Genomic DNA, 26,856 nt, shown 5'->3' on the forward strand with positions numbered 1-26,856 from the left:
GCCGCTATGCGCATTGCCGTTTTGGATGACGATCCCGCACAGCTGGCCATGATTGAGCGCGTGGCCCAGGAGATGGGCCACAGTTGCGCGCTGTTTTCAGAAGGTCAGGCGCTGATGCTGGCGCTGCGCCGCGACACGTTTGACCTGCTGGTCGTCGACTGGGAACTGCCCGACACCAGCGGCCCTGAGGTGGTGCGCTGGGCGCGGCAGCATCTGGAGTCCCAGCTGCCGATTCTGTTCATCACCCACCGCAGCGAAGAACGCGATGTGGTGGAGGGGCTGCAGAGCGGGGCGGATGACTTCATGATCAAGCCGCTGCGTGTGGCCGAGCTGCAGGCACGCATTCAGGCCCTGCTGCGCCGCGCCTATCCGTTTCCCAGCGACGATGTACAGCACTTCGGCCCCTATATCTTTACGCGCTCACAGCTGACGGTCAGCTTTCAGGACAAGCATGTGGCGCTGACGCACCGCGAGTTCGCCCTGGCCCTGCTGCTGTTCCAGAACGCAGGCCGCCTGCTGTCACGCGACTATCTGCGTGAGGCGGTCTGGGGCCAGAACGCCGAAGTGCTGTCGCGTTCGCTGGACACCCATGTGTCCCGCCTGCGGCAAGTCCTGCAACTGCGGCCCGGCAATGCGTATTCCATTGCTGCGGTCTACGGTCTGGGCTACCGCCTGGACAGCCACCTCAGCTAAACAGCCACCACACTTTCCGCCGTCACCATGCTCCCTCGCACTGCCTTCTGCATTTCCGCATCGTCCTGCGCCGTGGCCCTGTGCAGCACCCTGGTGCTGCTGCCTGCTGCTGCGCAGCAGACGTCGCAACCGCAGCAGGTCATTGCCCACCGCATCGTGACTGGCGACACGCTGACCCAGATTGCCCAGCGCTATCTGGGCGATGCCACGCTCTGGCAGGCCCTGCAAAGCCACAACAAGGTGGGCAGCCCTTACCGCCTGCAGCCCGGCTCCATGCTGGAAGTGCCCATGTGGCTGATGCGCAAGGCTACGGCTTCGGTGGACTTTGTGCAGGGCAATGCCCAGCTGCGCAACCGCAGCACCACAGCCGCCGTGCCTGTGCAGCCTGGCATGCCGCTTGAGGAAGGTGACCAGCTGCAGCTCTCGCCCGATGCATTCGTCACCGTCAAGCTGGCCGACGGCAGCCTGATTCAGGTGCGCGCGGCTTCCTCCGTGCAGCTGAACCAGCTGCGCCGCCGTGGCCGTGCGGGCAGCCTGCAGTCCGTCCTCGAACTGCAGCAAGGCGGTGTAGATATACAGGTGCCCGGCAAGCCGGATGCCCAGCGCCATCTGGACATACGCACGCCCGTTGCTGCCACCAGTGTGCGCGGCACCCGCTTTGACGTGCAGCTGCAGCCCGACGGCAGCACCACAGCCGCTGTACTGCAGGGCCAGGTGGCCATGCAGTCGCTGACCGGCGCTCAGTCCGCCGTGCAGACGCTCCCCCCTCACTTTGGCATGGCCGTGGCGGCCAATGGCCAGCCCGGCCCTGTCACGGCACTGCTGCCCGCGCCCAGTGCACAGTCCCTGCCCAGCCTGTATGAAGACGCGCAGTGGCTGGACATTCCCCTGCCTGCCATGCCACAGGCACAGGGCTGGCTGGTGAGCATCAGCAGCGATGCGCAGGGCCACAAGGTGCTGCGCAATGCCCAGGTGCAGGGCCAGCAGGCACGCTTTGCCGCCCTGCCTGATGGCGGCTACTACCTGCATGTACGGGCGCTGGACCCGTACGGCATCAGCGGTCTGCCGCGCACGCTGCCGATCCGCGTCAAAGCCCACCCCGTGCCACCGCTGGTGCAAACGCCTGCCCCCGGAGCCACGCTGGCCCTGGGTGAAGCCCAGCTGCTGTGCACCCCCGTGGATGGCGCTGACAGCTACCGCCACCAGATCATTGCCCTGCCTGCAGCAGATGCAGACATTGCCACCAGTGCGTTTGCACAGCCTGCTCTGCAAAGCAGCAGCCCTGCGCAGGACTGCCGCATCGACCTGCAAAACCTGCCCGCTGGTGACTACGCATGGCGCGCTGCCAGTGTGCGCAGCATGGCCGGGCAGCCCGACCGCGGGCCATTTGCCGATCCGCACCGCTTCCGCATTGCGCCCCGGCCAGCCACGCTCTCCGCAGCAAATATGCAGGAGCACACCGTCGCCGGCCTGAGCACCATCCACTGGCCCGGCGAGCCTGGTCAGCGCTACCGCCTGCAGGCCTTTGCCACGCCCGATGGCACAGCACCAGCACTGGATACACTGCTCGACAGCCCACGCTGGGCGGCCGCAGGCCTACCTGCAGGCACCTGGCATGTGCGCATTCAGGTGCAGGACCCATCGGGGCTGAACAGCGCCTTCTCGCCACCACGCAGCGTGCAGGTGCGCGATCTGCTGCTCGATGGCACGGGCCAGCCCGTGCAGTCCGGCACAGGCCTGGGTATTGAACGCTGGGACAGATAAAAAAGAGAGCTGCTAGCGCTTATCCATCAAGGTTTTTCAATGCAATTAACTTTCAAATCATTGAAAGATAAGCGCAAGCAGCTCCTTTTTTTGATATTTTCCGCATGAAACGCTCGCTCACGCTGGAATGGCTGCTGATGTCACTGGGCCTGCTGGCGCTGGTGTTCTGGCTGTCCGGCCCCCTGCAGTTTCCCCGGGCCAATCTGTGGTTCAAAGACCTGGCGCTGCGGCTGCACAGCCCCGAGCCATCGCCCGATGTGGTCCTGATCGCCGTGGACGAGCGCAGCCTTGCCAGCATTGGCCGCTGGCCCTGGCGCCGCGCCCTGCATGCACACCTGATCGACTTCGTCAGCATGGGCCAGCCACGCTCCATTGGGCTGGACATTCTGCTGGCCGAAGCCGATCTGGACTACCCCGAAGACGACGCCCTGCTGGCCCACAGCATGGTGCGCAGCGGGCGCGTGGTTCTGCCGCTGGTCAGCAGCGGCAACGCCCAGACCACCAGCCTGCCGCTGCCACTGTTTGCCCAGACCGCTGCACGGCTGGGCCACGTTCACCTGCCGCTGGACCCGGACGGTGGCGTGCGCAGCTTCTATGCCAGAGAAGGCTTTGCCCAGCACCAGTGGCTGCACCTGGGCCTGTCCATGCTCTGCCTGAGTCAGCCACAGGGCCCGGACTGCCGCAGCACCGCCCAGACCGATGCGCCATCTGCCTCCGGCCCATGGCTGCGCAGCCAGCCGATCCGGATTGCCTTTGCCAGGGGCGAGGCACCTTTCATCACCTACTCCTATATCGACGTGCTGCGGGGCAAGATTCCAGCCAGCGCCTTTCGCAACAAGCATGTGCTGATCGGTGCGACCGCCACCGGCCTTGGTGCCACGGTGCTGCCACCGAGCGGCGCCAGCCCCAGCGCCTTGCACAATGTGAAAATGCTGGCCCACATCGTCAGCGGCGCACTGCAGCAGCAACACGTGAGCACTGCCAGCCCCTGGGCCAACCGCATCTTCAACCTGCTTCCCGTGGCACTGGGACTGGCCGCACTGTCCGTGCTGGGCCCGTCTGCAGCCCTGCTCACCTGCCTGGGGCTGGCACTGCTGACGCTGCTGCTGCACGCTCTGGCCCCCACCCTCACCCACACCGTATTCAGCCCGGCGGCCGCCTTGCTGGTGCTGCTGCTGGCCTACCCGCTGTGGAGCTGGCGCAGGCTCAGTACCGCAGCCCAGTTTCTGAACCAGGAAATGCAGCATCTGCGCGTGCAGGGGCTGAACACAGCGCCTGCCGCTGTGCCGCGGCGAGGCGACTTTCTGCAAGGCCGCATTCTGGCCGTGGAGCAGGCTACGCAGCAGCTGCGCCAGCTGCATGAGTTTGTGACCGACACCCTGCTGCAGCTGCCATCGCCCACCATGGTCTGCAACCGCCAGGGGCAGATCGTGCTGGCCAACAGGGCGGCCCACCGCTATGCCCAGCAGCTGCAGCGTCCGCTGCAGGAGCTGCAGCCCATCGCCGAACTGCTGGAGGGGGCGGTAGAACGTGGCAGCCTGCAGCCGCTGTGGAGCAGCGAGCAGCCTCCGCCACTGGACAAGACCATGCAGCGCGAAGGCATAGACCTGCAGCAACGCAGCCTGCTGATGCTGAGCAAGCCGTTTTCCGTGGCTGGTGACACCGGCTGGCTGGTCAGTCTGGTGGACATCAGCGAACTGCGTGCCGCCATGGCCCAGCGCGACCAGGCCCTGCACTTCATCTCACACGATATTCGCGCGCCCATAGGTGCCATCCTCACGGCCATTGAGATGGAGCAGCACTTTGGGCAGGAGGACACCTCTTCCGTCCTCATCGAGCGCATCCAGCGCTACGCACGCAACGGACTGTCCCTGGCTGACGACTTTGTCTACCTGGCCCGTGCCCAGCACACCACGGCCCAGCGTGTGCCGGTGGAACTGGGGGCCATCATTGACCAGGCACTGGACGACACCTGGGCAGCCGCCAACGCACGCCTGGTCGAGCTGGACTGGATGCCCCAGGAAGAAGAGGCCTGGGTGCTGGGAGACGCCAGCATGCTGCGCCGCGCCTGTGTGAACCTGATCAGCAATGCCATCAAGTACGGCCCTGTGGAAGGCACGGTGTACTGCAGCCTGGCCCAGGATGGCGATGCCTGGTGCATCACCGTGCGCGATGAGGGCGATGGCATCAGCGCCAAAGAGCAGGAACGCCTGTTTGCCCCCTTTACCCGGCAGGCACAGCACGAGGCACAAAAGATCCAGGGCTTTGGCCTGGGCCTGGCCTATGTGCACACCACGGCCCAGCAGCATGGCGGCAGCATCAGCGTGGTCAGCGAAGTCGGCCACGGCGCCAGCTTTATCCTGCGCCTGCCCAAGGCGCCGGTACCAGCACTGCAGCCCAGCTGAGCGCCTCAGGCGCATTAGCAGCTGGGAAAAACGAAAAAGCCCCAGAACTTTGCAGTTCTGGGGCTTGTCGTTTGGTGCGGCTGGCAGGAATCGAACCCACGACCCCTTGGTTCGTAGCCAAGTACTCTATCCAGCTGAGCTACAGCCGCTGAAGCTACGAATTATAGGCACATTTTTCACATCTTTTTTGAAATTGCGCATTTTTTCCAAAAAATCTCAGTCACTGTATTTACATACAGATTCTTTGCAGCATCAGCCCTGCTACGCCTTAAAATTCAAGCCCTGACTGCTCTTAAAACAGCAGCATTCGCGGCTGGGCTGCATGTTTCATGGCAACGCGCAACAAAAAGTCATCCACTCCTGTCTCCTGGCTGCGCCGCATCTACCAGCGCCTGACCAGCCGCATGGCCTGCTTTGTCTGGGGTGCACTGTTCGGCAATGCCTTGCTGAGTCAGCCCGTAGAGCCGCTGAACCTGCTGCTGGCACCGCCGGAGTACATGCTCAGCAGCTCGGCGCAGGAAGGACTGGCCGCACTGCGCCAGAGCATGCGTGAGCTGGGTGCTGCGTTCACCGACGCGGTCTGGGAACGCGTACATGCACATATGCGCCCTGACGACAGCGCTCCCGCGCAAGAGCGCACCGAGCACTGATCCCCAACCGCCGTTCCAACCGCTACCAACAAAAACGCCTGTCACAGGACAGGCGTCTGGTGTGCAGCAACGCCTGAAATCAGGCGGGGGCTTCCGTCTCCTGCAAGTGCTGCAGCTCTTCTTCGCCGCGAATGCGCACATGCATCCAGAAGCCGCGCGCCTCGTCCTGCTTGACCAGGCGGGTATCCAGCTTGACCTTGTGCGGCAGCGGTGTCTCGATGGAGTACAGCGAAGGGGTACGCAGGATGGCTTCCTGCGATGGCATCTTCCAGTACTGCTCGTAGCCCGCGTGGTAGGCCACGGCATCGCACAGGCCTTTGCGCTGCAGGTCCTGCATCATCTTGGGCGTCAGCTCTTCGCCCGTACCTATGCCAAGCTCGGGCACCAGCAGCAGACGCTGTGTGGCGGGCTGCACATGCAGCCAGACCTCGGAGGGGCCATCAAAGCCTTTTTCTTCTACAACAGGTGCTGTTTGATGAGCTTCCACGCCTTCACGCCCCATGAAGCGCCGCTTCTGCCCTTCACTTTCAGCGGCAGCTGCGGAGGCAGAGGCCGGCGCATCTTGGGCACCACTCCCTGACAACGTAGAAATCAATCGATCAAAAATGCTCACTGCGTCTTTTCTTTCTGGTCTACCTGCACCATGCAGATATTCATCACCTTCACCAGCACTGCTGGCAGCCTGCCACTGCACAGGCAGCAGCCAGACTTTGCAACAGGCATGCAGGCTGTGAAACCGGGTTCAAGCCCGGTATTGTCGCAAAAAGCAGCAAATCACGTTGTTGTCTAGGCGCAGATAAGCTTTCCATTCCCGTCTTTCTTTGCTCCATTGGCACTGCGCCCAGCGCACCGTCATCAGCCCAGCATTCCCCCTTCCAGCGCCAGCACCACAGCCGCTTCAGGCACATGCACCTGCACCCTGCGGCCCACGCGCCAGCCTGTGTGTGCAGCAGCAAACCCCACCCATTGCATGCCGGGTGACAGCTGCACCGCCACTTCATCGCCCAGCGCACCGGGGGTGATGCGTGCAATCTTGCCCTGCCAGCTGTTGCCCTGCGCCAGTGATGCAGTGGCCGCCGTCACTTCTACTGCCGTGGCCTTGCACATGGCCAGCAGCTGCATACCGTTGTGCAGACCCAGCAGCTGCGCGCTCTCGGCCGTAATGCGTGCCTGCACGGTCACATCGGCATGCAGCCCCTGCAGATGCACCTGTGCCAGCGGGCCACTCATTGCCAGTTGCTGCACCATGCAGGGCCACTGGTTGCGCATGCTGGTCTGAATGCCCAAGCGCTGCACGGGCAGTCTGGACTGCAGTTGCTGCATCACTGCGCCCTTGGCCTGCGCCAGGGCCTCAGCCGCACGCAGCAATTCCTGGCCTGCCTCGGTGAGTCTGGCCCCGCCGCCACCCGCGCCGCCCACGGACTTTTGCACCACGGGCACGCCGGCCAGATTGCTCAGGGTATCAATGGCCTGCCAGGCGGCCTTGTAGCTCACGCCGACTGCGCGGGCCGCCTGCGAGATGGAGCCACACTCTCCCAGCGCACGCAGCACCTGCAGACGCCGGTCAGACAGGGGGTGACCCAGCGCCTGCAGCAGGGATGAAGATGAATCAGCAGTGTTTGAAGACATGGCCCTATCATGCCGCTATTCACACAAGGAATAACGTTGCAGCTATACTTTCGCTATTCAAAAAAGGAATAACGCTTATGTTGATCGCTTCTGTTCTGCGCACCAGTCTGCTGGCATCTGCTGTGCTGGCTGCCACAGCACATGCCGACACGGTGTCGGTGGCGGTGGCTTCGAATTTCACAGCCCCCATGCAAAAGATTGCACAGGAGTTTGCCAGGGACACAGGCCACCAGGCGCAGCTGTCGTTTGGCTCCACCGGCAAGTTCTACGCCCAGATCCACAACGGCGCACCCTTTGGCGTGCTGCTGTCGGCAGATGCGGCCACGCCCGAAAAACTGGCGCGCGAAGGCAAGGCCGATGCAGCCTCGCGCATCACCTATGCCATCGGCAAGCTGGTGCTGTGGAGCAAGGACAGTACTTATGTGGATGAGCAAGGCGAAGTGCTCAAAGCCAACCACTTCCAGCACCTTGCCATTGCCAACCCCAGGCTTGCGCCTTACGGCCTGGCGGCGGAGCAGACATTGCGCAAGCTGGGGCTGCTGGATGCGGTCCAGCCCAAGTTTGTGCAGGGTGAGAACATTGGTCAGACCTACCAGTTCGTTGCCACGGGCAATGCCCAGCTGGGCTTTGTGGCCCTGTCGCAGGTTATGCAAGATGGCCGCATCAACTCAGGCTCAGGCTGGATCGTGCCTGAAACCATGCATGAGCCGATCCGCCAGGATGCGATTGTGCTGAATCAGGCCAGAGACAACGCAGCCGCCCAGGCACTGATGCGCTACCTGCAGGGCGACAAGGCCCGCACCATCATCAGCGCTTACGGCTATGGTTTTTGAAGCAGCTAGCGCTTGAATATCAAGCACTTCAAATAGTTTTCATATTGAAGTGCTTGATTCATCAGCGCTAGCAGCTCATTTTTTTAATTCTTCACACGCTGGGCATGCTATCTACCGAAGATTGGGCCGCCATCAGGCTGACACTGGAGCTGGCCACGGTCACCACCGTGCTGCTGCTGGTGCTGTGCACCCCGCTGGCATGGTGGCTGGCACACACGGCTTCACGCTGGAAGGGACCGGTGGGCGCAGTCGTGGCCCTGCCTCTGGTGCTGCCGCCCACGGTGATTGGTTTTTATCTGCTGGTCACCATGGGCCCCAGCGGCCCGGTAGGCCAGTTCACCGAATGGCTGGGGCTGGGCTATCTGCCATTTACGTTTCCGGGGCTGGTCGTGGGCTCCATCATTTATTCCCTGCCCTTTGCCGTACAGCCCCTGCAACGTGCCTTTGAAAGCCTGGGGCAGCGTCCGCTGGAAGTGGCGGCCACGCTGGGGGCCAGCAAGCTCGATACTTTTTTTACCGTGGTGCTGCCCATGGCGCGCACCGGCTTTGTCACCGCTGCCGTGCTGAGCTTTGCGCACACCGTGGGCGAGTTTGGCGTGGTGCTCATGATTGGCGGCAACATCCCGGGCGTGACGCGCGTGGTGTCCGTGCAGATCTACGACCATGTAGAAGCCATGGACTACGCCAGCGCCCACTGGCTGGCGGGTGGCATGGTGGTCTTCAGCTTTGTGGTGCTGATGCTGCTGCACTGGCTGCAACCCAGCAAGGAGCGCGCATGATCGAAGCCCAACTGGCACTGCAGCGTGCCGACTTCACGCTGGATGTGCATCTGCAGCTGCCCGGCCGAGGCATTACCGCGCTGTTTGGCCCATCGGGCTGCGGCAAGACCACGGTGCTGCGCAGCATGGCCGGGCTGGAACGTGCCCGGGGTCGCGTCACCATCAACGGCCAGGTCTGGCAGGACGAGGCCACACGCCAGTGGCTGCCCACACACCAGCGTGCGCTGGGCTATGTGTTTCAGGAAGCCAGCCTGTTCCCCCACCTGAGCGTGCACGGCAATCTGGCCTATGGCCTCAAGCGCACCCCGGCAGCCCGCCGCAAGGTGCAGCTGGAGCAGGCGGTGGAGCTGCTGGGCATTGGCCATCTGCTGGAGCGCAGCCCGGCCACGCTCTCTGGCGGTGAACGCCAGCGCGTAGCCATTGCACGGGCGCTGGCTACCAGCCCGCAACTGCTGTTGATGGACGAGCCCCTGTCTGCCCTGGATGCCCAGCGCAAGGCCGAGGTGCTGCCCTATCTGGAAAGTCTGCAAAAAAACCTCGACATGCCCGTGCTCTACGTGAGCCACGCGCAGGACGAAGTCGCGCGGCTGGCCCACCATGTCGTGCTGCTGCAGGCCGGGCGCGCCGTGTTTGCGGGCGACACGGCCAGCGCCATGGCCCAGAGCGAACACCCCATGGCACCGGCTGCCGAAGCTGCCAGCCTGGTGCAAGGCCAGATCACGGCCTATGACGCGCAGGACCACCTGAGCACCGTGCATTTTGACGGTGGCCAGCTCCTGATCAGCGGCGCTGCCAACCGCCGCTTGGGGGACGCCGTACGCCTGCGCGTGCTGGCGCGGGACGTGAGCATTGCGCTGCAGGCACCGCAGGGCAGCAGCATTCTGAACCGCATCCCCGCCACGCTCACGACGCTGCATGAGGACAGCCCCGGCCAGGTCATGCTCAGCCTGCAGGCGGGCAGCACCACGCTACTGGCACGCGTATCAGCACGTTCAGCACGCGAGCTGGGCTTGCACCAAGGCCAGTCTGTGATTGCGCAAATCAAAAGCGTGGCCCTGCTGGATTAAACGCAGCGGCCTATCATCCGCTGTATGACTGATGCCAGCGCCTGCTCTCTTGAAACTCCCGATGTCCCTGCACTGACCCGCTGCGACGTGCGCTTTCACCACGCCGAGCGCGGCGTGCAGGCCGAGCAGCGCGTGCTGGCCAACGAAGTGCCAATTGCCCTGGTGTTCAACGGCATCGCCCATGCGGTGATGATGGGCACGCCACTGGACCTGGAAGACTTTGCCATCGGCTTTGCGCTCAGCGAAGGCATCATCGACAGCGCCGCCGACTGCTATGGCGTGGACGTGCGCCCGGTCTCTGCCACCGCAGCCGGTTTGCCTGTTGGCATGGATGGCATGGAAGTGCAGCTGGAAATTGCTTCGCGCTGCTTCATGCGCCTCAAAGACCACCGCCGCAGCATGAGTGGCCGCACAGGCTGCGGGGTCTGCGGGGTGGAGAGCTTTGCGGCACTCGATCTGACATTCGACGCCCTGCCTGCTCGCGACTGGGTGGCACAGGTGGACCTGCCCACCGTGTTGAAAGCCATAGACCACCTGCCGCCCAAGCAAGTGCTCAATGCCGAAGCCGGCGCCATCCACGCCGCTGGCTGGGCCACGCTGGACGGACAGGTGCACGATGTGATCGAAGACGTGGGCCGCCACAATGCGCTGGACAAGCTGCTGGGCCGCCTAGCACGCACGGGCCGCCTCAGTGAGCCGGGCTTTGTGGTGCTCTCCAGCCGTGGCAGCCATGAGCTGGTGCGCAAATGCGCCAAGCTCGGCATTGCTGCGCTGGCCACTATTTCTGCCCCCACGGCCATGGGCGTGCGCATGGCGGAACTCACTGGGCTGCGCTTCTGGGGCCTGGCGCGCCCACCCAAGGCCACGCTGTATGCCCCAGGTGCTGGCCTGCATCTGGATGCCCCGCAAGCCTGAGCAAGGCACTGCCTGCGTACACATTGCGTAGAATGCGCCGGTCTGTCAGCCCCTGGATGAACACCATGACCCGCTGCTTGCTTGCATCTGTCTTTCTGGCCCCTGTGCTTGCCATGGCTCTGCCTGGCCAGGCACAGACGACGCTGTCCGCAGTGCAGACTGCGCCTTCGACCATTCCCAAGGCCAGCTACCGCAATTTCCCTAGCCATGTGCAATACGGCGTGCTGCGCATTGAGCAGATTCCACGCGCCGAAATCAATGGCAAGCCTGTGCGCACTGCACCGGGCTTCAGGCTTTTCGCTCCTGACAACAAGCTGATATTTGCCCACACCGTGCAGAACGAAGCATTGCGTGTGGCCTATGTCCGGGAAGCCAGCACCCAGTGGCTGCTCACCGCCTGGATTCTCACGCCGGAAGAAGCGGCCAGCGCCTTCAAAAAGCGCTGACAGATACGCCCCCACCCCATTGAACTGCAACGCCGCACAGCCTGCTGGCGGCGCTGCGCTCTTTTCCCCTTTTCCCATATGCAGCAGTCCTGCGCGACTGCATGGCACACACGATGAGCAAAAAAGTATTTATCAAGACCTTTGGCTGCCAGATGAACGAGTACGACTCGGACAAGATGGCCGACGTGCTGAACGCCGCCCAGGGCTATGAACCCACGGACAACCCCGACGAGGCCGACCTGATTCTGTTCAACACCTGCTCCGTGCGCGAAAAGGCACAGGAAAAAGTGTTCTCCGACCTGGGCCGTATCAAGCACCTCAAGGAAAAAGGCGTACTCATTGGCGTGGGCGGCTGCGTGGCCAGCCAAGAGGGTGACGAAATCATCAAGCGTGCCCCATTCGTGGACGTGGTGTTTGGCCCCCAGACCCTGCACCGCCTGCCCGAGCTGCTCAACGCACGCCAGAGCAAGGCCAAGCCCCAGGTGGACATCTCCTTCCCCGAGATTGAAAAGTTTGACCACCTGCCCCCCGCACGCGTGGAAGGTGCATCGGCCTTCGTGTCCATCATGGAAGGCTGCTCCAAGTACTGCAGCTACTGCGTGGTGCCCTACACCCGTGGTGAAGAAGTCAGCCGCCCCTTTGAAGACGTACTGGTAGAAGTGGCCGGCCTGGCCGACCAGGGCGTCAAGGAAGTGACGCTGCTGGGCCAGAACGTGAATGCCTATCAGGGCAAGATGGGTGACACCAGCGAGATCGCCGACTTTGCCCTGCTGCTGGAATACGTGGCGGAAATCCCCGGCATTGAGCGCATTCGCTTCACCACCAGCCACCCCAATGAGTTCACCCCCCGCCTGATCGAGGCCTACGCCAAGATTCCACAGCTGGTGTCCCACCTGCACCTGCCCGTGCAGCACGGCTCGGACAAGATTTTGATGGCCATGAAGCGCGGCTACACCGCTATGGAATACAAGAGCACGGTGCGCAAGCTGCGTGCGATTCGCCCCGATATGGCCATGAGCTCGGACTTCATCGTCGGCTTCCCCGGCGAGACGGAAGAAGACTTCCAGAAGATGATGAAGCTGATCCACGACATCCGCTTTGACAACAGCTTCAGCTTTATCTTCAGCCCCCGCCCCGGCACGCCTGCCGCCAACCTGCAGGACGACACCCCGCACGAGGTGAAGCTGCGCCGTCTGCAGGAGCTGCAGGCTGTGATCAACCAGAACATCAAGGACATCAGCCTGGAGCGCGTGGGCACCGTGCAAAAGCTGCTGGTTGAAGGCTTCAGCAAGCGCGACAAGAGCGAACTCATGGGCCGCACGGAGTGCAACCGCGTGGTGAACTTCCCTGGCAACGAGCGCCTGATTGGTCAGATGGTGGATGTAAAAATCACCGAAGCCATGACCTACACCCTGCGCGGTGAAGTCGCCATCAAGGAATAAGCCACCGACAGTTCAGGCGCTGGCTGTGCATGCAATAAACATAGCTTCCAGCGCTTGTGTAGTAAGCCTCTGAGGCATATTTGACCCACAAAAAAGCCAACCGGAAGGTTGGCTTTTTGCTGTCCACGGCAAGCGCGAATTACTTGGCAAGGCGCGGCTTGCACTGCAGCTGCAGCAGGCGGTGCGTAGCGCTGTCCACATCGCTGCCGGGCTCGCGTAGGGGGCGAATGCGCAGGTCCAGGAAACCGCGCTTGCCGCACAGGGCCTTCAGCGCATCTTCGCACTTGCGCAGGTCGTCATAGCGTGTATCGCAGACCATGGCATGGTCATAGTCAGGTGTGACCACATAGGGCGCACCCTCCTTGGCCATGGGGTCGTTGGCTGTCTGTGTGGCACAGCCCGCCAGAGTGAGAGCAGCCGTGGCTGCCAGCAGCATGTATTTCATGGATGTACTCCTCCAAAGTTGAACGGCATCTTAACGAAGATGCACCGCGGTTCAATCAAACTTCAGCTGGCCGCCTACAGTCTGCCCCACCTGCAGCATCTGCCCGGCGCCCTGCGCCACCACGGCATTCATGCCAAAGGTGATGGCACCATCCAGCCGTGCATCCTGCCGGTACTGGGCGATGGTGTCCCCTACTTCGGGGCTGAAGGTGGCCGTGCGCGGATCAATGTTCGGAATCGGGCAGCGCGAGCAAGGCTTGCCCAGACGAATGGCAACCGGCGCTGCCGCCTGCACCCAGACGGCGTCGATAAAGTCTTCCTCATGCTCAGCCAGCCCGTCGAGCACGATGTTGGCGCGAAAACGCAGGCCATCTACGGCCGCATGCCCCTGCGCCTGCAGTCGGGCGTTGAGCCCTTCAAACGCTGCGCTGGTGGTGACCAGCAAAGGATAGCCATCGGAAAACTGATTCGGTGCCTCAATGCCCCCCGTCCATTTGAGGTTGGACAGGCGCTGCTGCGCAGGATCGAAGCGCACCAGACGGCAAGCCCGGCCCAGCGCCTGGCTGAACCACTGTGCGGCTGCATCCCCCATATCCCATGCCAGCACCTGGCTCTTCCACACCTGCACCATGCGCTGCGGTGCAGTCTCCATCCAAGGCAACGCCAGTGGCACGGACAGCGTCTCCTGCCCGGCATGTGCCACCAGCAGCTGACCATTGGCCACATCCAGCCGTGGCTGAATCAAGGCCATCTGCGGCACCTCACGCTGGGTGATGAAGCGCCCCTGCGCATCTACCACCATCCAGGCGCGATCCCACTCCAGCCCGCTGGCCAGCAAGCGTGCCTGCTGCACCGCAATACCGGCACAGGACTTGATCGGAAATACCCACAGCGCGCCTATGGTGCCTGTGACATCGAAATCGGTCTGCAACTCTGTCATCTCACCATTGTGCGGCCCCGATAGCAGATTGCCTACAAGCGCCCCTTCTTGTTTGCAGAGGTCTCTCCGCAGACGGGCTGCCCTGCCTACAATGTGCAACCTATGGCGCAAACCTTTGATGTATGTATTCGCGGGGCTGGCATTGTCGGCCGCACTCTGGCTCTCCTTCTGGCACGAGAGCGGCTGTGTGTTGCTCTGGTGGCAGCACCGCGTGCGGCATCGGCACAGGCCGATGTCAGGGCCTATGCACTCAATGCCAACTCCAGGCAGATGCTCGAGTCTTTGCGTGCCTGGCCGGATGCTTCTTGCGCCACTGCGGTACGCCATATGGAAGTGCATGGCGACCAGGACGGCAGCGTGCACTTTGATGCGCAAGTGCAGGACGTAGATGCACTGGCCTGGATTGTGGATGTCCCCGCACTGGAGCAGCGCCTGGCCGAGGCCGTGCGCTACCAGCCCCAGGTCGAGGTGGTGGACGCCCCTGTGGATGCCCCGCTGACCGCCATCTGCGAAGGCCGAGCCAGCGCCACCCGTGCTGAGTTCGGCGTGGACTTTGACGTCACCCCCTACGACCAGCATGCGATTGCCACACGCCTGCAGTGCGAGCTGCCCCACGGCCAGGTGGCGCGTCAGTGGTTCTCCCCCCAGGGCATTCTGGCGCTGCTGCCGCTCGACGGTGCCGATGGCCGCAGCGTGGCTGTGGTGTGGTCGGTGGCACAGGCCGATGCCGCCTACTGGCAGACAGCCGATGAAGCTGAATTTGTTCAAGCCCTGACTGATATCAGCCAGGGCGGCCTGGGCCAGCTGACACTGCAAGGCCCGCGCATGAGCTGGCCGCTGCAGCAGGCCGTGGCCAAACGCTGGTGTGGCCCTGTGCCCGGCAGCAGCGATGCCCGCACCCCCACCAGCTGGGTGCTGGCAGGTGACGCCGCACACACGGTACACCCTCTGGCAGGACAAGGACTGAACATTGGCCTGGCCGATGTGCAGACGCTCTCGCGCATCCTGCAGGCACGCGGCGAATGGCGCAGCCCCGGTGACCTCAAGCTGCTGCGCCGCTATGAGCGCGAACGCAAGGCAGGTCTGGCTCCGCTGGGTCTGGCCATGGATGGCCTGCAGCAGCTGTTCACCCGTACCGAAGCGCCCTTGCAGACACTGCGTAACTGGGGCATGCGCAACTTTGAACGCAGCGGCCTGCTCAAGGACTGGGCTGCCCGTCAGGCCATGGGGCTCATGCGCTGACCTGCAAAGCTTCTTTCAGGAACCTTTTGCACGCTTCGAGCCCCAACCACCATTTACTTCTTTTTTGCATTGGAATCTTTGCCATGAAATTCTTTGTGACGGCTTTGATGGCGACCGCAGCCTGGAGTTGTGCCATGGCTGCCCAGCCTCAGGACACAATTGCCAAAACCCTGGCAGAGCGTATTCCGCAGCTGCAGACCGTGGACGAAATCACTGCAACCCCCATGAAGGGGCTGTATGAAGTGCGTATTGGCAATGACGTGTTCTATTCCAATGCCACCGGTGACTACCTGATTCAGGGCGAGCTGATTGACACCAAGGCCCAGCGCAACCTGACCGAAGACCGCATCAACCAGCTCACAGCCATTGATTTCAAGCAACTGCCGCTGGAGGACTCCATCAAGATCGTGCGCGGCAATGGCGAGCGCCAAATCGCCGTGTTCGAAGACCCCAACTGCGGCTACTGCAAGCGCTTTGAGCGTGATCTGCAGAATGTGGACAACGTTACCATCCACATGTTCCTCTACCCCATCCTGAGCCGTGACTCCGTCGAGAAGTCGCGCAACATCTGGTGTGCCAAGGACCAGAACCAGGCCTGGCATGACTACATGCTCAAGGACAAGGCCCCCGCTGCCGCCAGCTGTGACATTGATGCCATCCAGCGCAATCTGGCACTGGGCCGCAAGCACAAGATCACTGGCACACCGACCCTGATCTTTGCCGACAACACACGTGTGCCCGGCGCCATTCCCGCGGCCGAGGTCGAAAAATACCTCGCCGCAGCGCACAAACAATAAACCCGCAACAGGCTGCCCAGGCAGCCTGTTTTGCTTTCAATACCTCTGTTTTGTTCTGACTTCAGACCTTCATGCCCACACTGACCGCCAGCCTGCACTACCACGTTGAACTGCACCACCTGCATGCCCACCAGTACCGCGTCACGCTGCGCATTGCTACACCTGCCGCGCAACAGCTGGTGTCACTGCCCGTCTGGATTCCCGGCAGCTATCTGGTGCGTGAATTTGCCAAGAACCTGCAGGAGCTGAACGCCCGCCAAAACGGCCAGCCCATTGCCGTGCAGCAACTGAGCAAGCACCAGTGGCAGCTGGACTGCAGCGCAAATGCGCCTGTGGAGCTGAGCTATCTGGTCAATGCCTACGACACTTCCGTGCGTACCGCCTGGCTGGACCAGCGCCGTGGTTTTTTCAACGGCACCAGCCTGCTGCTGCGCGTGCATGGCCAGGAGGCACAACCCCACCAGCTGCGCATCAGCCCATCGGCCCAGGTGCCGGACTGGAAGCTGGCTACCGGCCTGAGCGCTGTGGAGGTCGATGCACAGGGCTTTGGCACCTACACCGCAGGAAACTACGACGAGCTGGTGGACTGCCCCGTAGAGATGGGCAACTTCTGGAGCAGCAGCTTCACCGCACGCGGAGTGCCGCACCGCTTCGTGGTTGCTGGTGCCCCTGCATCCTTTGACGGCGAGCGCCTGCTGCGTGATACCCAGAAGATCTGTGAGGCAGAAATCGACTTCTGGGGCGTAGCGCCACACAGCAGCTATGTCTTCATGCTCAATGTCACGCATGATGGCTACGGAGGTCTGGAGCACTGCAATTCCACCGCCCTGATCTGCAGCCGCAGCGATCTGCCGCGCCAGGGCGTGGACAAAGCCAGCGACGGCTACGTACAGCTGCTGGGCCTGATCAGCCACGAGTATTTCCACACCTGGAACGTCAAGCGCCTGCGCCCTGCAGAGCTGGTGCCCTACAACTACGATCAGGAGAACTACACCGAGCTGCTGTGGTTCTTCGAAGGCTTTACCAGCTACTACGACGACCTGCTACTGCGCCGCGCAGGGCTGATCGACAACGCCACCTACCTCAAGCTCATCACCAAGACGCTCAACCAGGTACAGCAGACCCCGGGCCGTAAGGTGCAGTCCGTCGCCCAGTCCAGCTTTGATGCCTGGGTGAAGTATTACCGCCAGGACGAAAATACGGCCAATGCCACGGTGAGCTACTACACCAAGGGCGCACTGGTCGCCATGAGTCTGGACCTGAAGCTGCGCCAGGAAGGTCAGACCACGCTGGACGCCGTGATGCGTGCCCTGTGGCAGCGCTGCCAGGGCAGTGCCATGAGCGAGGCCGATGTGCTGACCGTGCTGCAGGCACTGACTGGCCGCAGCTGGGAAACCGAACTCCAAGCCTGGGTGCACGGCACGCAGGAGCTGCCTGTCACCGAGCTGCTGGCTGCCCACGGCGTAGCCGCAGATGCCGACCAGCCCGTGCCGGCACAGGCGCTGGGCCTGCGTGTTCAGGAGAGCCATAGCGTGCTGATCAAGCAGGTGCTGCGCGGCGGCCTGGCCGAGCAGGCCGGCATGATGGCAGGCGACGAATGGTACGGCATCGAGATCGGAGGCCAGGGCTGGCGTCTGGGCAAGCTCGAAGAGCTGGCCATGTATGCGCCCCAGGGCACGACCTCCATCACGGCGCTGGTCGCACGCGACAGACAGCTGCTGCGTCTGACGCTGCCCCTGCCGCAGGCCAGTGCACCGCTGTCCAATTACAAACTCCGTGTGCAGGACGAAGCGGCTGTGAACCGCTGGCTGTCAGCGTAAACCGTAAGCCAGTCTGCGGGCTTGCTTGGGTATAGTCATGTGCTGGTTTTGCACACACAAGACGACAAGGAGAACAAGCCCATGGCATACGAAACCATCGAAGTCCGCGTGGAGGCGGACAAGGTCGGCATCATCACCCTGAACCGCCCCAAACAGCTCAATGCGCTGAATGACCAGCTCATGAACGAGCTGGGCGAGGCACTCAAGGCCTTTGATGCCGACGAAAACATTGGCTGCATGATCATCACCGGCAGCGAGCGCGCCTTTGCTGCGGGTGCTGACATCGGTGCCATGGCCAAGTACAGCTTTGCTGATGCCTACAAGGGCGACTACATCACCCGCAACTGGGAAGCCATCCGCAGCATCCGCAAGCCCGTGATTGCAGCTGTCAGCGGTTTTGCACTGGGTGGTGGCTGCGAACTGGCCATGATGTGCGACTTCATCATTGCGGCGGACAACGCCAGATTTGGCCAGCCTGAAATCAAGCTGGGCGTGATTCCCGGCGCTGGTGGCACACAGCGCCTGCCCCGCGCTGTGGGCAAGGCCAAGGCCATGGACATGGCACTGACTGCGCGCATGATGGATGCCACCGAGGCCGAGCGCGCTGGCCTGGTCAGCCGCGTCGTGTCCTACGACAAGATGATGGAAGAAGCCCTTGGTGCAGCCATCACCATCTGTGGCTTCTCGCAGATTGCCGTCATGGCTGCCAAGGAATCGGTCAACCGTGCCTTTGAGGGCAGCTTGAGCGATGGCGTCATGTTCGAGCGCCGCCTGTTCCATGCGCTGTTCGCCACCCAGGACCAGAAGGAAGGCATGGACGCCTTCATCAACAAACGTCCTGCAGTTTTTTCCAACCAGTAAAAAATTGATATACAATATCGGTCTCTTGGTCGTATAGCTCAGTTGGTTAGAGCGCAGCATTCATAATGCTGATGTCGTAGGTTCAAGTCCCACTACGACCACCAGAGTTCGGTCGTATAGCTCAGTTGGTTAGAGCGCAGCATTCATAATGCTGATGTCGTAGGTTCAAGTCCCACTACGACCACCAAAATTCAAAACCCCGCAGCACGCAAGTGCTACGGGGTTTTTCTTTGGTGCATCAAGGCCTGTACTTGTAACAGCTACTGGGACTTGCCACCATCGAGCTGATTTTTCTCCCCATCACCTTGCGCACTGGTAATGCCCTGCGCCATGCCCGATGCAGGGTTGGCTCCGCCCTGGGTTTCTGCTGCCTCGCCCGTACTGGCATCAGGCTGAATCACCTCGATATTGGCCTGTACCACGGTCAAGAGCACGGCAGGCGGCAAGGGCTCACCCAGATCGGGTTTGGACGGCGGCATGACATCATGGCTGCGCAGGTACTGATCGGATCCAAACAGCGGCTGCTTGGGAGGAGGCTGGTCAAAGCGTGAGATTTCAGCCATAGGAAACGCATTACTCTGCGGACTGCCATCACAGCCAGCCAGCAGCAGCAAAGCCGCTGCAGCACCACACAGAGACAGACGAAACGCTGGTTGCACAGACATGGCAATGTCCTCCATCAAAACATGCCGCCATGGTGCGTGACACTTCTGGCTGTGTCTATCAGGCAAAACCTACAGCACACGCAAGCACTGAAACGCGCACGCTCTAGGCAAAAATGCTGCGCGCCTCGGTAAAGCGTTTGGCGAAATATGGGTTGTCCATGCGCACGCGCTGCACGGTGCCGCCCTTGGATGGCGCATGCACAAACTGGCCATTGCCCACAAAAATGCCCATGTGCGAATAGCGCCCGCCCATGGTGTTGAAGAACACAAAGTCTCCGCGCTCCAGCCTGCGGCCTTTGACAGGCACGCTGGACTGCGCCCACTGCGCCGTGGTGCGCGGCAGGCGCCCTTCATGAATGCCACGCACGGCCCACTGGATCAGCCCACTGCAGTCAAAACCGCCTTCAGGCGTATTGCCGCCATAGGTATAAGGCGTATTGACCACCAGCATGGCGCGCGCCAGCAGGGCTTCGCGCAAGTCGCCTTGCAGGCGCAAGGGCTGAACCGGTGCCACGCTGCCTCCCCCACCACCACTGCCGCGTGGCGCACTGACTGCACTGCTGCGTGAACTGGAAGCAGAGCGCGGTGCGCTGGAGCAGCCAGCCAGCACGACGGCAGCAGCGGCAGCGACCGCCAGCCCCAGCCAGGCCCGGCGCGCCTGCAGTTCAGAAGAAAACGAAGAAGTGGTGGTAGATGCACGCATAGGCCGGATTATGTGCATGTTGTGCGTGCTCACAAAAAGATGAGCTGCCTGCGCTCATCAATGCTTGATTTGAAGGTTATTTATATTTGAAATGCTTATAAATCAAGCGCAAAAAGCTATATTTTTCATAGTTTCAGAACATAAAAAACCGCATGGCCTGAGGCTCATGCGGTGGTTTCATGCACTGCAGCGCAGACTTCAGAACGGCAGCTTGGGCATGCCACCGCCACCCATCATGCCCTTCATGGCTTTCATGCCGCCCATGCGCTTCATCATCTTCATCAGACCGCCGCCCTTCATCTTCTTCATCATGGTCTGCATCTGCTCAAACTCCTTGAGCAGGCGGTTCACGTCCTGCACCTGCACACCTGCGCCGTCGGCAATACGCTTTTTGCGCGTCGCCTTGATGAGGGCGGGGTGCTTGCGCTCCTTGAGCGTCATGGAGCAGATGATGCCCTCCTTGCGGCGGATTTCGCGCTCGGCCTTGTCCATGTCCACCTGACCGGCCTTGGCCGTCAGCTCAGTAGGCAGCTTGTCCATCAGCGTGGACAGCCCGCCCATTTGCTTCATCTGCTGCAGCTGGGCCAGGAAGTCATTCAGGTCAAAGCCGTCACCGCTCTTGAGCTTTTCAGCCATCTTCTGCGCGGCTTCCATGTCCACGCCCTTGGTGACCTGCTCCACCAGCGCCACGATGTCCCCCATACCCAGCACGCGCTGTGCGTGGCGGTTGGCATCGAATACCTCCAGGCCATCGAGCTTTTCGGAAACACCGGCAAACTTGATGGGCGCGCCCGTGATCTGGCGCACGGACAGTGCCGCACCACCGCGCGAGTCACCGTCGAGCTTGGTCAGCACGATACCCGTGAGCGGCAGTGCTTCCTTGAAGGCCTTGGCCGTATTGATCGCGTCCTGACCCTGCATGGCATCGACCACAAACAGGGTTTCCACCGGATTGAGCGTGGCGTGCAGGTCTTTGATTTCCTGCATCAGCACTTCGTCAATCGCCAGACGACCGGCCGTGTCCACCAGCAGCACGTCAAAGTAGTGCTTCTTGGCATAGTCCAGCGCCGCCAGCGCGATATCGCGTGGCTTCTGGTCTGGGGTGGATGGGAACCACTCCGCACCCGCTTGCGCGGTCACGGTTTTGAGCTGCTCAATCGCCGCAGGGCGGTACACGTCACCCGATACGGTCAGCACCTTCTTCTTGCGCTTTTCAATCAGGTGTTTGGCCAGCTTGGCAGTGGTGGTGGTTTTACCCGCACCTTGCAGACCAGCCATCAGGATGATCGCTGGGGGCTGCGCATTCAGATTGATGTCTGCTACGCCTTCGCCCATGGTGGCGGCCAGCTCCGCATTCACAATGCCGACCAGCGCCTGACCGGGCTTGAGGCTGCCCAGCACCTCCTGGCCCAGCGCCTTTTCCTTCACCCGCGCGATGAAGTCACGCACAACGGGCAGGGCCACGTCGGCTTCCAGCAATGCCATGCGCACTTCGCGCAGCATGTCCTGCACATTGGATTCAGTGATGCGGGCCTGGCCACGCATCTCCTTGACGAGTCGCGAGAGTTTGTCGGTAAGTGCGGATGCCATAAGCAGGTGTGTCCGATGAGAGAAGCTGCGCCGATTGCGGCTTGGCCTGTACAGGCCCGGCGCTTGGATCAGGGGGCGGCACTGCTGCCTGCCCGTGCTGCGTGCCGCGTGCAGCCCTGTACAAACGAGGCGTTCATTCTACCTGCTGTGCACATGCTGCGCCCCTTCAACGCCAAGAGCACACAAGCACTGACAAGGCGCAAGGATGGACGGCCGCAGCGCCGCCATGCCACAGGGCAGACCGCTATGATTGCGGACATGGAGTCTTCCACCCATTTTTTTGCAGGCACACCGGTCTGGACCTTGGCGCTGGCCCTGGCTGCCATCGTGGCCTATCTCATTCCCGCCTTGGGCGCGCATCGGCTCAGCGATGCACGCATTCGCCTGGCCATGCGCGCTGCATGGTTCCTGCATCTGCTGACGCTGGCCGATGGTCTGCTGGCCGAGCCCGCACGCTTTGGTTTTGCGCCCGCACTGTCCATGACGGCATGGCTGATGCTGACCGTCTATGCCATCGAGCAGCAGCTCTACCCCAAGATGCGCGTGGTGGGCGTGCTGTCCATGCTGGGGGCACTGGCCGTACTGCTGGCACAGCTGTTTCCGGGCAAGCCCATGGCCGTCTCGGCATCGGCATGGCTGCCGCTGCACCTGGCGCTGGGCATTGCCTCTTACGGTCTGTGTGCCGCCGCCGTGGTGCATGCCGGGCTGATGTCCCGTGCGGAGCGCCGCATGCGCAGCGCCAGCCAGGAGGAAAACGGCATGCCGCTGCTGATGCTCGAGCGCCTGACTTTCCGCTTTGTCACCGCCAGCTTTGTGCTGCTGACGGCCACCTTGCTCGCCGGCTGGTTCTTTGGCGAAGTCCTCTATGGCCGCGCCTGGCACTGGGACCATAAAACCGTGTTCTCGCTGCTGGCCTGGTTTGCCTTTGCGGGCCTGCTGATTGCACGCTCACGCTTTGGTCTGCGTGGCCGCCATGCCGTGCACCTGATCTATGCAGGTGCTGCCCTGCTGCTGCTGGCTTATGCAGGTTCCCGTTTTGTGCTCGAAGTGGTGTTGCTGGGTCGTCATCTATGAAGTATTTGCTCGTCGCCCTGGTCGTCATGATTGCCATTGGCATCTGGCGCAACAACCGCCGCAAGGCAGACGATGCTCCGCCACCACGCCGCAGCAAACAGCGCCAGGTGGAGCAGATGGTGACCTGCGCACACTGTGGCCTGCACCTGCCTGCCAGCGATGCCGTCGCCAGCAAGGATCAGCTGCACTACTGCTGCAGCGAGCACCGCCGCCTCGGTCCCCACTAGAGATCCACTCCATGCTCCCTGCCTGACGTGACCACACTTCCCCATCACAGTGCACGCCGGCTCTGGCAGGCCTTTCTTTCGATCCGCATTCTGGTGGCAGTGTTCTTTATTGCACTGCTGGCCACACAGACCTGGAAGTCCAACGGGCTGCAGCCCAACTCCTACTGGCTGTGGCTGTGCCTGGGCTGCTATCTGCTGGTTGCATTCTTTGGCTGGGTGCTGCTGCACAACAAGACACCGGACAAGTTCTGGCACCAGCCATGGCTGCTGCTGCTGGCTTCTGACGTCTTTGTCGTCTGTTTTCTGCAGGAAGCACAGACCGGCAAGATGCAGTTCACACCATTGCTGGCGCTGCCGATTCTCACGGTCTCCGTGCTTGGCACCATGCGACTGGCGCTGGCCACCACAGCCAGCATCACCTTGATTTTGCTCGGCATCGATGTGGTCCACGCCTGGTACGGCCACCCCATTCCCAGTGACGACTTTGTGCAGACCGCACTGGTGTGCGTCGTGTTCTTTGTGGTGGCCTACCTGACGCACCAGCTGTCACTACGCCTGGCACAGCAGGAACTGCAGGCCCAGCAGCACCGGCAGGCAGCGCGCATGCAGGCGCTGGTCAACAGCCTGATCATTGATCACCTGTCCGAAGGCGTGGTTGTGGTCGGCCAGGACTATCAGGTACGCATGACCAACCCAGCAGCCTGCGAGCTGCTGGGCCTGCCTCAGCCTCTGGGCCTGTACGACCTGCACCATCCAGACTGGCAGGCGCTGCGGGACCTGGTCGACCAGACCTATGCCAGCGGTCAGCCTCAGTGCCAGCAGCTGCAGATCATGACCCTGAACCAGAGCAGCGCAGGGCTGCATGTACGCACCTGTCTGGCCTCGCACCAGGAGCAGGATGCCGCCGCGGCACTGGCCCACAAGCTGGCTGAGCAACAGCCCACCGACACCTGGCTGTGCGTGATGTTTCTGCATGATCTGCGCGAAGAAGAAGCACGCATTCGCACCGAAAAAATGGCGGCCATGGGGCGCATGTCTGCCGCTGTGGCCCATGAAATCCGCAACCCGCTGGCTGCCATCATGCAGGCCAATGCCCTGCTGGCAGAAGACCTCAGCCACCCGGCCCAGCAACGTCTGAGCCAGATGGTGGAGCAGAACGCCCAGCGCCTGGCACGCATTGCCGAAGATGTGCTGGACATTGCCCGTGCACAGCAGCAGCAGCTCTCACACGGTGAGGCGCGGCTGCTGCCACTGGATGCAGAGCTGCAGCACATCTGGCAAGAATGGCGTGCGCAGAACGCCACCGTGCAGCAAGGCTGCTTCCAGCCTGACTGCGCGCACACCCACATTGCGTTTGACAGTGAACACCTGCGCCGCATCGTCATCAATCTGCTGGACAATGCCGCGCGCCACTGCCAGGGCTGCCATGAAGATGCGCTGCAGCTGCTGTCCGGCACCGACAAGCAGCAGGCCTGGCTGCAGGTCTGGAATGAAGGCCCGCCGCTGGAAGCTTCTGTGCACAAGCACCTGTTTGAGCCTTTTTTCTCTTCCCAAAGCCGCTCTACAGGGCTTGGCCTTTATATCTGCCGTGAACTCTGCCAGCGCCATGGGGCCACCATCGAGTACTCGCGCTGCGAACGCTGGACCGCACGCGGCATGCAGATGGGCCATGCCTTCACCGTGCGTTTTCGCAGCCAGCAGCTGCCATCCAGCCCTTCCTTGTTCTAGCCAATTGTGATCTGATCACGCCTATGGGAACCTCTGTTGCATCTATTTTGGTGGTCGATGACGAGCCAGATCTGCGCATGCTCTACGAGCTGACCTTGCTGCGCGAAGGTCACCGCGTGGAGACTGCTGGCTCGCTGGCCGAAGCACGCGCGCATCTGCAAGTCTGCCGTTTTGATGTGCTGATCACCGACATGCGCCTGCCCGACGGGCTGGGCATGGAGCTGCTGCATGATCTGCGCAGTCAGCAGCGCAAGGAACGCGCCATTGTCATGACCGCGTATGGCTCTGCAGAAAATGCGGTGGAAGCCTTGCGCTACGGGGCTTTTGACTATCTGACCAAGCCAGTGGACCTCAAGCAGTTCCGCGCCGTGGTGGCTTCTGCGATGGAGCAGCAGCCCTCGTCTGCCGCCCCCGGACTGCGCAGCGCAGCGCCTGCCTCCATGGGCGGTAGTTCCCAGCTGCTCAATGCATCTGCTGCACTGGATCGACTGGTGGGCACATCCGCCGTCATGCAGCAGGTCAAGCAGCGTATCCAGAAAGTAGCCCCCAGCATGGCGCCTGTGCTCATCACAGGCGAATCCGGCACAGGCAAGGAACTGGTGGCACGCGCGCTGCATGCCTGCAGCCATCGCGCCAATGCCCCTTGGGTCGCAGTGAACTGTGGCGCCATTCCTGAGCACCTGCTCGAAGCCGAATTCTTTGGCGCCCGCAAAGGTGCCTACACCGGCGCTACAGCAGACCGCGAAGGTTTTTTCAGTGCTGCACGCGGCGGCACGCTGTTTCTGGATGAAATTGGTGAGTTGCCGCTGTCCATGCAAGCCAAGCTGCTGCGCGCCATTCAGGAGCGCTGCATCCGCCCCCTCGGTGCTACACAGGAAGAGGCTGTAGATGTGCGCATCGTCAGCGCCACACACCGTAATCTGGCGGTGGATGTACAAAGCGGCCGTTTCCGCCAGGATCTGTACTACCGCCTCAATGTGATCGACATTCCCATTCCTCCGCTGCGTGAACGCAGGGAAGATATTCCCGCGCTCTGTCATGCCCTGCTCCAGCGTATTGCAGGGGAAAGCATGAGCAGCGTGCCTGCCCTGTCGCCACACGTGCTGCAGCAGCTGCAGCAGCACCCACTGCATGGCAATGTACGTGAACTGGAAAATCTGCTGCACCGTGCGATTGCACTGAATGACGAGCTGGAACCCACACCTGCTGCATGCTGTGACGACAGCGATCCCGCCCATGCGCAGCTGAGCAACGATGAGCTGCCGCATGACCTGCAGGCCTGGCTGGACCAGCAGGAGCGCTGCATGCTGATTCGCGCCCTGCAGGCCTATGGCTACAACCGCACCGCAGCCGCCGCGCGTCTGGGCATCAGCTTGCGCCAGATGCGCTACCGCATCGAACGCCTGCAGATTCCTCTGTCACCCGAAGAGATACACAGCCACAGCGACAATGTGCTGTATGACGCACAGCACTGATTTTTCCGCAGCTACCTGGCATCAGGGCTGGCTGTCCTGCGCACGCCAGCAGCCCTCCCCCAACTTTGGCCCACGCCCAGCTGATACGCCCATCACGCTGGCCGTGGTGCACTCCATCAGTCTGCCTCCCGGCCAATACGGCACTGGCTGCGTGCAGCAGCTGTTCACCAACCAGCTCAACTGGGATGCGCACCCCTACTTTCAAGGCATTCGCGGGCTTGAAGTTTCCTCGCACTTTTTCATCACCCGCGAAGGTGAGCTCTGGCAGTTTGTCAGCTGTGACGACCGTGCCTGGCATGCCGGCAAATCGCAATGGTGTGGCCGTGAAAACTGCAATGACTATTCCATCGGCATCGAGCTGGAAGGGCTTGAAGGCCTGCACTTTGAAGCTCCGCAATACCAGACCCTGAGCCAGCTTTGCATGCAGCTTGCAGCACACTATCCACTCACGCACATCGCAGGGCATGAACACATTGCACCGGGCCGCAAACAAGACCCCGGTGCAGGCTTTGCCTGGGAGTTGCTGCATGCACAGCTGCAGCACCTGCCATTGCAGTTTCCATAGATGGTTTTTCTGCATGCACAGACATGGCACCGCAACTGCATCACACAGCATGCACGGACCATGAATGAGAGAGAACGTAACTTCTTGGAGACAAGGGTGATC

Annotated in this window: 27 protein-coding genes and 3 tRNA genes; 21 read left to right on the plus strand and 9 right to left on the minus strand. The window is 61.9% G+C overall.

Features of this window, described 5'->3' with window-relative positions; genetic code table 11:
* Positions 1-6 precede the first annotated feature (6 nt).
* The 3 genes from F7P80_RS01520 (at position 7) to F7P80_RS01530 (ending at position 4,862) form a co-directional block, all read left to right on the plus strand.
* Entirely contained in the window at positions 7-693 is a 687-nt protein-coding gene (locus F7P80_RS01520) for a response regulator transcription factor (RefSeq protein WP_151042263.1), read from the plus strand.
* Between the two features lie 27 nt (positions 694-720).
* Positions 721-2,457, plus strand: coding sequence for a FecR domain-containing protein (locus tag F7P80_RS01525; RefSeq protein WP_151042265.1), 1,737 nt, complete (start codon positions 721-723; stop codon positions 2,455-2,457).
* 104 nt (positions 2,458-2,561) lie between these two features.
* Positions 2,562-4,862 (plus strand): CHASE2 domain-containing protein, encoded by a 2,301-nt coding sequence (locus tag F7P80_RS01530; protein ID WP_151042267.1) that lies wholly within the window; start codon positions 2,562-2,564, stop codon positions 4,860-4,862.
* A gap of 72 nt (positions 4,863-4,934) precedes the next feature.
* Here the strand turns inward: F7P80_RS01530 and F7P80_RS01535 are convergent.
* Positions 4,935-5,011: transfer RNA gene (locus F7P80_RS01535), tRNA-Arg, on the minus strand.
* Positions 5,012-5,191: 180 nt separating this feature from the next.
* Between F7P80_RS01535 and F7P80_RS01540 the strand changes: the two genes are divergently transcribed.
* Positions 5,192-5,512: a hypothetical protein gene (locus tag F7P80_RS01540; RefSeq protein ID WP_151042269.1), complete on the plus strand. Its 321-nt coding sequence runs from the start codon at positions 5,192-5,194 to the stop codon at positions 5,510-5,512.
* Positions 5,513-5,591: 79 nt separating this feature from the next.
* On the opposite strand, the gene F7P80_RS01545 is transcribed toward F7P80_RS01540, so the two are convergent.
* Together F7P80_RS01545 and F7P80_RS01550 are read right to left on the minus strand one after the other, a co-directional pair.
* A complete protein-coding gene (locus F7P80_RS01545) occupies positions 5,592-5,999 on the minus strand; it encodes a hypothetical protein (protein WP_133936506.1) in 408 nt (135 codons plus the stop codon).
* 368 nt (positions 6,000-6,367) lie between these two features.
* Positions 6,368-7,141 carry a LysR family transcriptional regulator gene (locus F7P80_RS01550; protein WP_077345528.1) on the minus strand — a complete coding sequence of 258 codons (774 nt, stop codon included), beginning with the start codon at positions 7,139-7,141 and terminating at the stop codon, positions 6,368-6,370.
* A 77-nt stretch (positions 7,142-7,218) separates the two neighbouring features.
* Between F7P80_RS01550 and modA the strand changes: the two genes are divergently transcribed.
* From modA to miaB, 6 genes are all read left to right on the plus strand, one after another.
* Entirely contained in the window at positions 7,219-7,974 is a 756-nt protein-coding gene (gene modA, locus F7P80_RS01555) for a molybdate ABC transporter substrate-binding protein (protein ID WP_151042271.1), read from the plus strand.
* A 104-nt stretch (positions 7,975-8,078) separates the two neighbouring features.
* Positions 8,079-8,753, plus strand: a complete 675-nt coding sequence (gene modB / locus F7P80_RS01560) for a molybdate ABC transporter permease subunit (protein ID WP_151042273.1) — start codon at positions 8,079-8,081, stop codon at positions 8,751-8,753.
* Positions 8,750-9,820 (plus strand): molybdenum ABC transporter ATP-binding protein, encoded by a 1,071-nt coding sequence (modC, locus tag F7P80_RS01565; RefSeq protein WP_077345526.1) that lies wholly within the window; start codon positions 8,750-8,752, stop codon positions 9,818-9,820. The genes modB and modC overlap by 4 nt, the downstream gene beginning before the upstream one ends.
* 24 nt (positions 9,821-9,844) lie before the next feature.
* Positions 9,845-10,735, plus strand: coding sequence for a formate dehydrogenase accessory sulfurtransferase FdhD (gene fdhD, locus F7P80_RS01570; RefSeq protein ID WP_054065068.1), 891 nt, complete (start codon positions 9,845-9,847; stop codon positions 10,733-10,735).
* Between the two features lie 65 nt (positions 10,736-10,800).
* The gene (locus F7P80_RS01575; protein ID WP_054065117.1) at positions 10,801-11,181 is read left to right on the plus strand and encodes a hypothetical protein; all 381 of its coding nucleotides are present in this window, start codon (positions 10,801-10,803) and stop codon (positions 11,179-11,181) included.
* Between the two features lie 113 nt (positions 11,182-11,294).
* Positions 11,295-12,623, plus strand: a complete 1,329-nt coding sequence (gene miaB / locus F7P80_RS01580; protein ID WP_054065116.1) for a tRNA (N6-isopentenyl adenosine(37)-C2)-methylthiotransferase MiaB — start codon at positions 11,295-11,297, stop codon at positions 12,621-12,623.
* A gap of 139 nt (positions 12,624-12,762) precedes the next feature.
* Here miaB and F7P80_RS01585 read toward each other — a convergent pair whose 3' ends face one another.
* Positions 12,763-13,068, minus strand: a complete 306-nt coding sequence (locus tag F7P80_RS01585; RefSeq protein WP_054065067.1) for a hypothetical protein — start codon at positions 13,066-13,068, stop codon at positions 12,763-12,765.
* 51 nt (positions 13,069-13,119) lie between these two features.
* Positions 13,120-14,007: an MOSC domain-containing protein gene (locus F7P80_RS01590; protein WP_151042275.1), complete on the minus strand. Its 888-nt coding sequence runs from the start codon at positions 14,005-14,007 to the stop codon at positions 13,120-13,122.
* A gap of 102 nt (positions 14,008-14,109) precedes the next feature.
* Between F7P80_RS01590 and F7P80_RS01595 the strand changes: the two genes are divergently transcribed.
* Positions 14,110-15,249 carry an FAD-dependent monooxygenase gene (locus F7P80_RS01595; protein WP_151042277.1) on the plus strand — a complete coding sequence of 380 codons (1,140 nt, stop codon included), beginning with the start codon at positions 14,110-14,112 and terminating at the stop codon, positions 15,247-15,249.
* Here the strand turns inward: F7P80_RS01595 and F7P80_RS16685 are convergent.
* Complete coding sequence (locus tag F7P80_RS16685) at positions 15,239-15,385, minus strand: hypothetical protein (protein ID WP_170265314.1); 147 nt, start codon at positions 15,383-15,385, stop codon at positions 15,239-15,241. The two genes, F7P80_RS01595 and F7P80_RS16685, sit on opposite strands and share 11 nt — an antisense overlap.
* Here F7P80_RS16685 and F7P80_RS01600 point away from each other — a divergent pair.
* From F7P80_RS01600 to F7P80_RS01620, 5 genes are all read left to right on the plus strand, one after another.
* Complete coding sequence (locus F7P80_RS01600) at positions 15,333-16,046, plus strand: DsbC family protein (RefSeq protein ID WP_151042279.1); 714 nt, start codon at positions 15,333-15,335, stop codon at positions 16,044-16,046. The genes F7P80_RS16685 and F7P80_RS01600 overlap by 53 nt on opposite strands.
* 71 nt (positions 16,047-16,117) lie before the next feature.
* Positions 16,118-17,866, plus strand: a complete 1,749-nt coding sequence (locus tag F7P80_RS01605; RefSeq protein ID WP_151042281.1) for a M61 family metallopeptidase — start codon at positions 16,118-16,120, stop codon at positions 17,864-17,866.
* Between the two features lie 81 nt (positions 17,867-17,947).
* Positions 17,948-18,727 (plus strand): enoyl-CoA hydratase, encoded by a 780-nt coding sequence (locus tag F7P80_RS01610; RefSeq protein ID WP_151042283.1) that lies wholly within the window; start codon positions 17,948-17,950, stop codon positions 18,725-18,727.
* A 27-nt stretch (positions 18,728-18,754) separates the two neighbouring features.
* A tRNA-Met gene (locus F7P80_RS01615) sits at positions 18,755-18,831 on the plus strand.
* 6 nt (positions 18,832-18,837) lie between these two features.
* Positions 18,838-18,914: transfer RNA gene (locus F7P80_RS01620), tRNA-Met, on the plus strand.
* 73 nt (positions 18,915-18,987) lie between these two features.
* Here F7P80_RS01620 and F7P80_RS01625 read toward each other — a convergent pair.
* From F7P80_RS01625 to ffh, 3 genes are all read right to left on the minus strand, one after another.
* Entirely contained in the window at positions 18,988-19,392 is a 405-nt protein-coding gene (locus tag F7P80_RS01625; RefSeq protein WP_151042285.1) for a hypothetical protein, read from the minus strand.
* Positions 19,393-19,495: 103 nt separating this feature from the next.
* On the minus strand, positions 19,496-20,095 hold the full coding sequence (locus F7P80_RS01630) for a C40 family peptidase (protein WP_054065062.1): 600 nt from the start codon (positions 20,093-20,095) through the stop codon (positions 19,496-19,498).
* 198 nt (positions 20,096-20,293) lie between these two features.
* The gene (gene ffh / locus F7P80_RS01635; protein ID WP_054065061.1) at positions 20,294-21,685 is read right to left on the minus strand and encodes a signal recognition particle protein; all 1,392 of its coding nucleotides are present in this window, start codon (positions 21,683-21,685) and stop codon (positions 20,294-20,296) included.
* Positions 21,686-21,943: 258 nt separating this feature from the next.
* Here ffh and F7P80_RS01640 point away from each other — a divergent pair, with 258 nt between their 5' ends.
* Genes F7P80_RS01640 through ampD form a run of 5 tightly spaced genes read left to right on the plus strand, consistent with a single transcriptional unit; the run spans position 21,944 to position 26,754 of the window.
* Entirely contained in the window at positions 21,944-22,759 is an 816-nt protein-coding gene (locus F7P80_RS01640) for a cytochrome C assembly family protein (RefSeq protein ID WP_054065113.1), read from the plus strand.
* On the plus strand, positions 22,756-22,986 hold the full coding sequence (locus F7P80_RS01645) for a PP0621 family protein (protein WP_151042287.1): 231 nt from the start codon (positions 22,756-22,758) through the stop codon (positions 22,984-22,986). The genes F7P80_RS01640 and F7P80_RS01645 overlap by 4 nt, the downstream gene beginning before the upstream one ends.
* Positions 22,987-23,013: 27 nt before the next feature.
* Entirely contained in the window at positions 23,014-24,714 is a 1,701-nt protein-coding gene (locus F7P80_RS01650) for an ATP-binding protein (protein ID WP_249041346.1), read from the plus strand.
* A gap of 23 nt (positions 24,715-24,737) precedes the next feature.
* A complete protein-coding gene (locus F7P80_RS01655; RefSeq protein ID WP_151042291.1) occupies positions 24,738-26,189 on the plus strand; it encodes a sigma-54-dependent transcriptional regulator in 1,452 nt (483 codons plus the stop codon).
* Positions 26,173-26,754 (plus strand): 1,6-anhydro-N-acetylmuramyl-L-alanine amidase AmpD, encoded by a 582-nt coding sequence (gene ampD / locus F7P80_RS01660; RefSeq protein WP_211371982.1) that lies wholly within the window; start codon positions 26,173-26,175, stop codon positions 26,752-26,754. Before F7P80_RS01655 ends, ampD begins: the two co-directional genes overlap by 17 nt.
* Positions 26,755-26,856 lie beyond the last annotated feature (102 nt).

The organism is Comamonas kerstersii, assembly GCF_008801935.1.
Classification (GTDB): Bacteria; Pseudomonadota; Gammaproteobacteria; order Burkholderiales; family Burkholderiaceae_C; genus Comamonas; species Comamonas kerstersii.

Excerpts from the sequence above, each read along its gene's own strand:
- F7P80_RS01525 (WP_151042265.1), top strand. The coding sequence starts at position 721 with ATGCTCCCTCGCACTGCCTTCTGCATTTCCGCATCGTCCTGCGCCGTG.
- modB (WP_151042273.1), top strand. The coding sequence starts at position 8,079 with ATGCTATCTACCGAAGATTGGGCCGCCATCAGGCTGACACTGGAGCTG.
- F7P80_RS01575 (WP_054065117.1), top strand. The coding sequence starts at position 10,801 with ATGACCCGCTGCTTGCTTGCATCTGTCTTTCTGGCCCCTGTGCTTGCC.
- F7P80_RS01550 (WP_077345528.1), bottom strand. The coding sequence starts at position 7,141 with ATGTCTTCAAACACTGCTGATTCATCTTCATCCCTGCTGCAGGCGCTG.
- F7P80_RS16685 (WP_170265314.1), bottom strand. The coding sequence starts at position 15,385 with ATGGCACAACTCCAGGCTGCGGTCGCCATCAAAGCCGTCACAAAGAAT.
- F7P80_RS01590 (WP_151042275.1), bottom strand. The coding sequence starts at position 14,007 with ATGACAGAGTTGCAGACCGATTTCGATGTCACAGGCACCATAGGCGCG.
- F7P80_RS01655 (WP_151042291.1), top strand. The coding sequence starts at position 24,738 with ATGGGAACCTCTGTTGCATCTATTTTGGTGGTCGATGACGAGCCAGAT.
- F7P80_RS01585 (WP_054065067.1), bottom strand. The coding sequence starts at position 13,068 with ATGAAATACATGCTGCTGGCAGCCACGGCTGCTCTCACTCTGGCGGGC.
- F7P80_RS01595 (WP_151042277.1), top strand. The coding sequence starts at position 14,110 with ATGGCGCAAACCTTTGATGTATGTATTCGCGGGGCTGGCATTGTCGGC.
- F7P80_RS01600 (WP_151042279.1), top strand. The coding sequence starts at position 15,333 with ATGAAATTCTTTGTGACGGCTTTGATGGCGACCGCAGCCTGGAGTTGT.
- modA (WP_151042271.1), top strand. The coding sequence starts at position 7,219 with ATGTTGATCGCTTCTGTTCTGCGCACCAGTCTGCTGGCATCTGCTGTG.
- F7P80_RS01645 (WP_151042287.1), top strand. The coding sequence starts at position 22,756 with ATGAAGTATTTGCTCGTCGCCCTGGTCGTCATGATTGCCATTGGCATC.
- fdhD (WP_054065068.1), top strand. The coding sequence starts at position 9,845 with ATGACTGATGCCAGCGCCTGCTCTCTTGAAACTCCCGATGTCCCTGCA.
- F7P80_RS01610 (WP_151042283.1), top strand. The coding sequence starts at position 17,948 with ATGGCATACGAAACCATCGAAGTCCGCGTGGAGGCGGACAAGGTCGGC.
- F7P80_RS01625 (WP_151042285.1), bottom strand. The coding sequence starts at position 19,392 with ATGTCTGTGCAACCAGCGTTTCGTCTGTCTCTGTGTGGTGCTGCAGCG.
- ffh (WP_054065061.1), bottom strand. The coding sequence starts at position 21,685 with ATGGCATCCGCACTTACCGACAAACTCTCGCGACTCGTCAAGGAGATG.
- F7P80_RS01520 (WP_151042263.1), top strand. The coding sequence starts at position 7 with ATGCGCATTGCCGTTTTGGATGACGATCCCGCACAGCTGGCCATGATT.
- F7P80_RS01640 (WP_054065113.1), top strand. The coding sequence starts at position 21,944 with ATGGAGTCTTCCACCCATTTTTTTGCAGGCACACCGGTCTGGACCTTG.
- F7P80_RS01630 (WP_054065062.1), bottom strand. The coding sequence starts at position 20,095 with ATGCGTGCATCTACCACCACTTCTTCGTTTTCTTCTGAACTGCAGGCG.
- ampD (WP_211371982.1), top strand. The coding sequence starts at position 26,173 with ATGACGCACAGCACTGATTTTTCCGCAGCTACCTGGCATCAGGGCTGG.
- F7P80_RS01605 (WP_151042281.1), top strand. The coding sequence starts at position 16,118 with ATGCCCACACTGACCGCCAGCCTGCACTACCACGTTGAACTGCACCAC.
- F7P80_RS01540 (WP_151042269.1), top strand. The coding sequence starts at position 5,192 with ATGGCAACGCGCAACAAAAAGTCATCCACTCCTGTCTCCTGGCTGCGC.
- miaB (WP_054065116.1), top strand. The coding sequence starts at position 11,295 with ATGAGCAAAAAAGTATTTATCAAGACCTTTGGCTGCCAGATGAACGAG.
- modC (WP_077345526.1), top strand. The coding sequence starts at position 8,750 with ATGATCGAAGCCCAACTGGCACTGCAGCGTGCCGACTTCACGCTGGAT.
- F7P80_RS01530 (WP_151042267.1), top strand. The coding sequence starts at position 2,562 with ATGAAACGCTCGCTCACGCTGGAATGGCTGCTGATGTCACTGGGCCTG.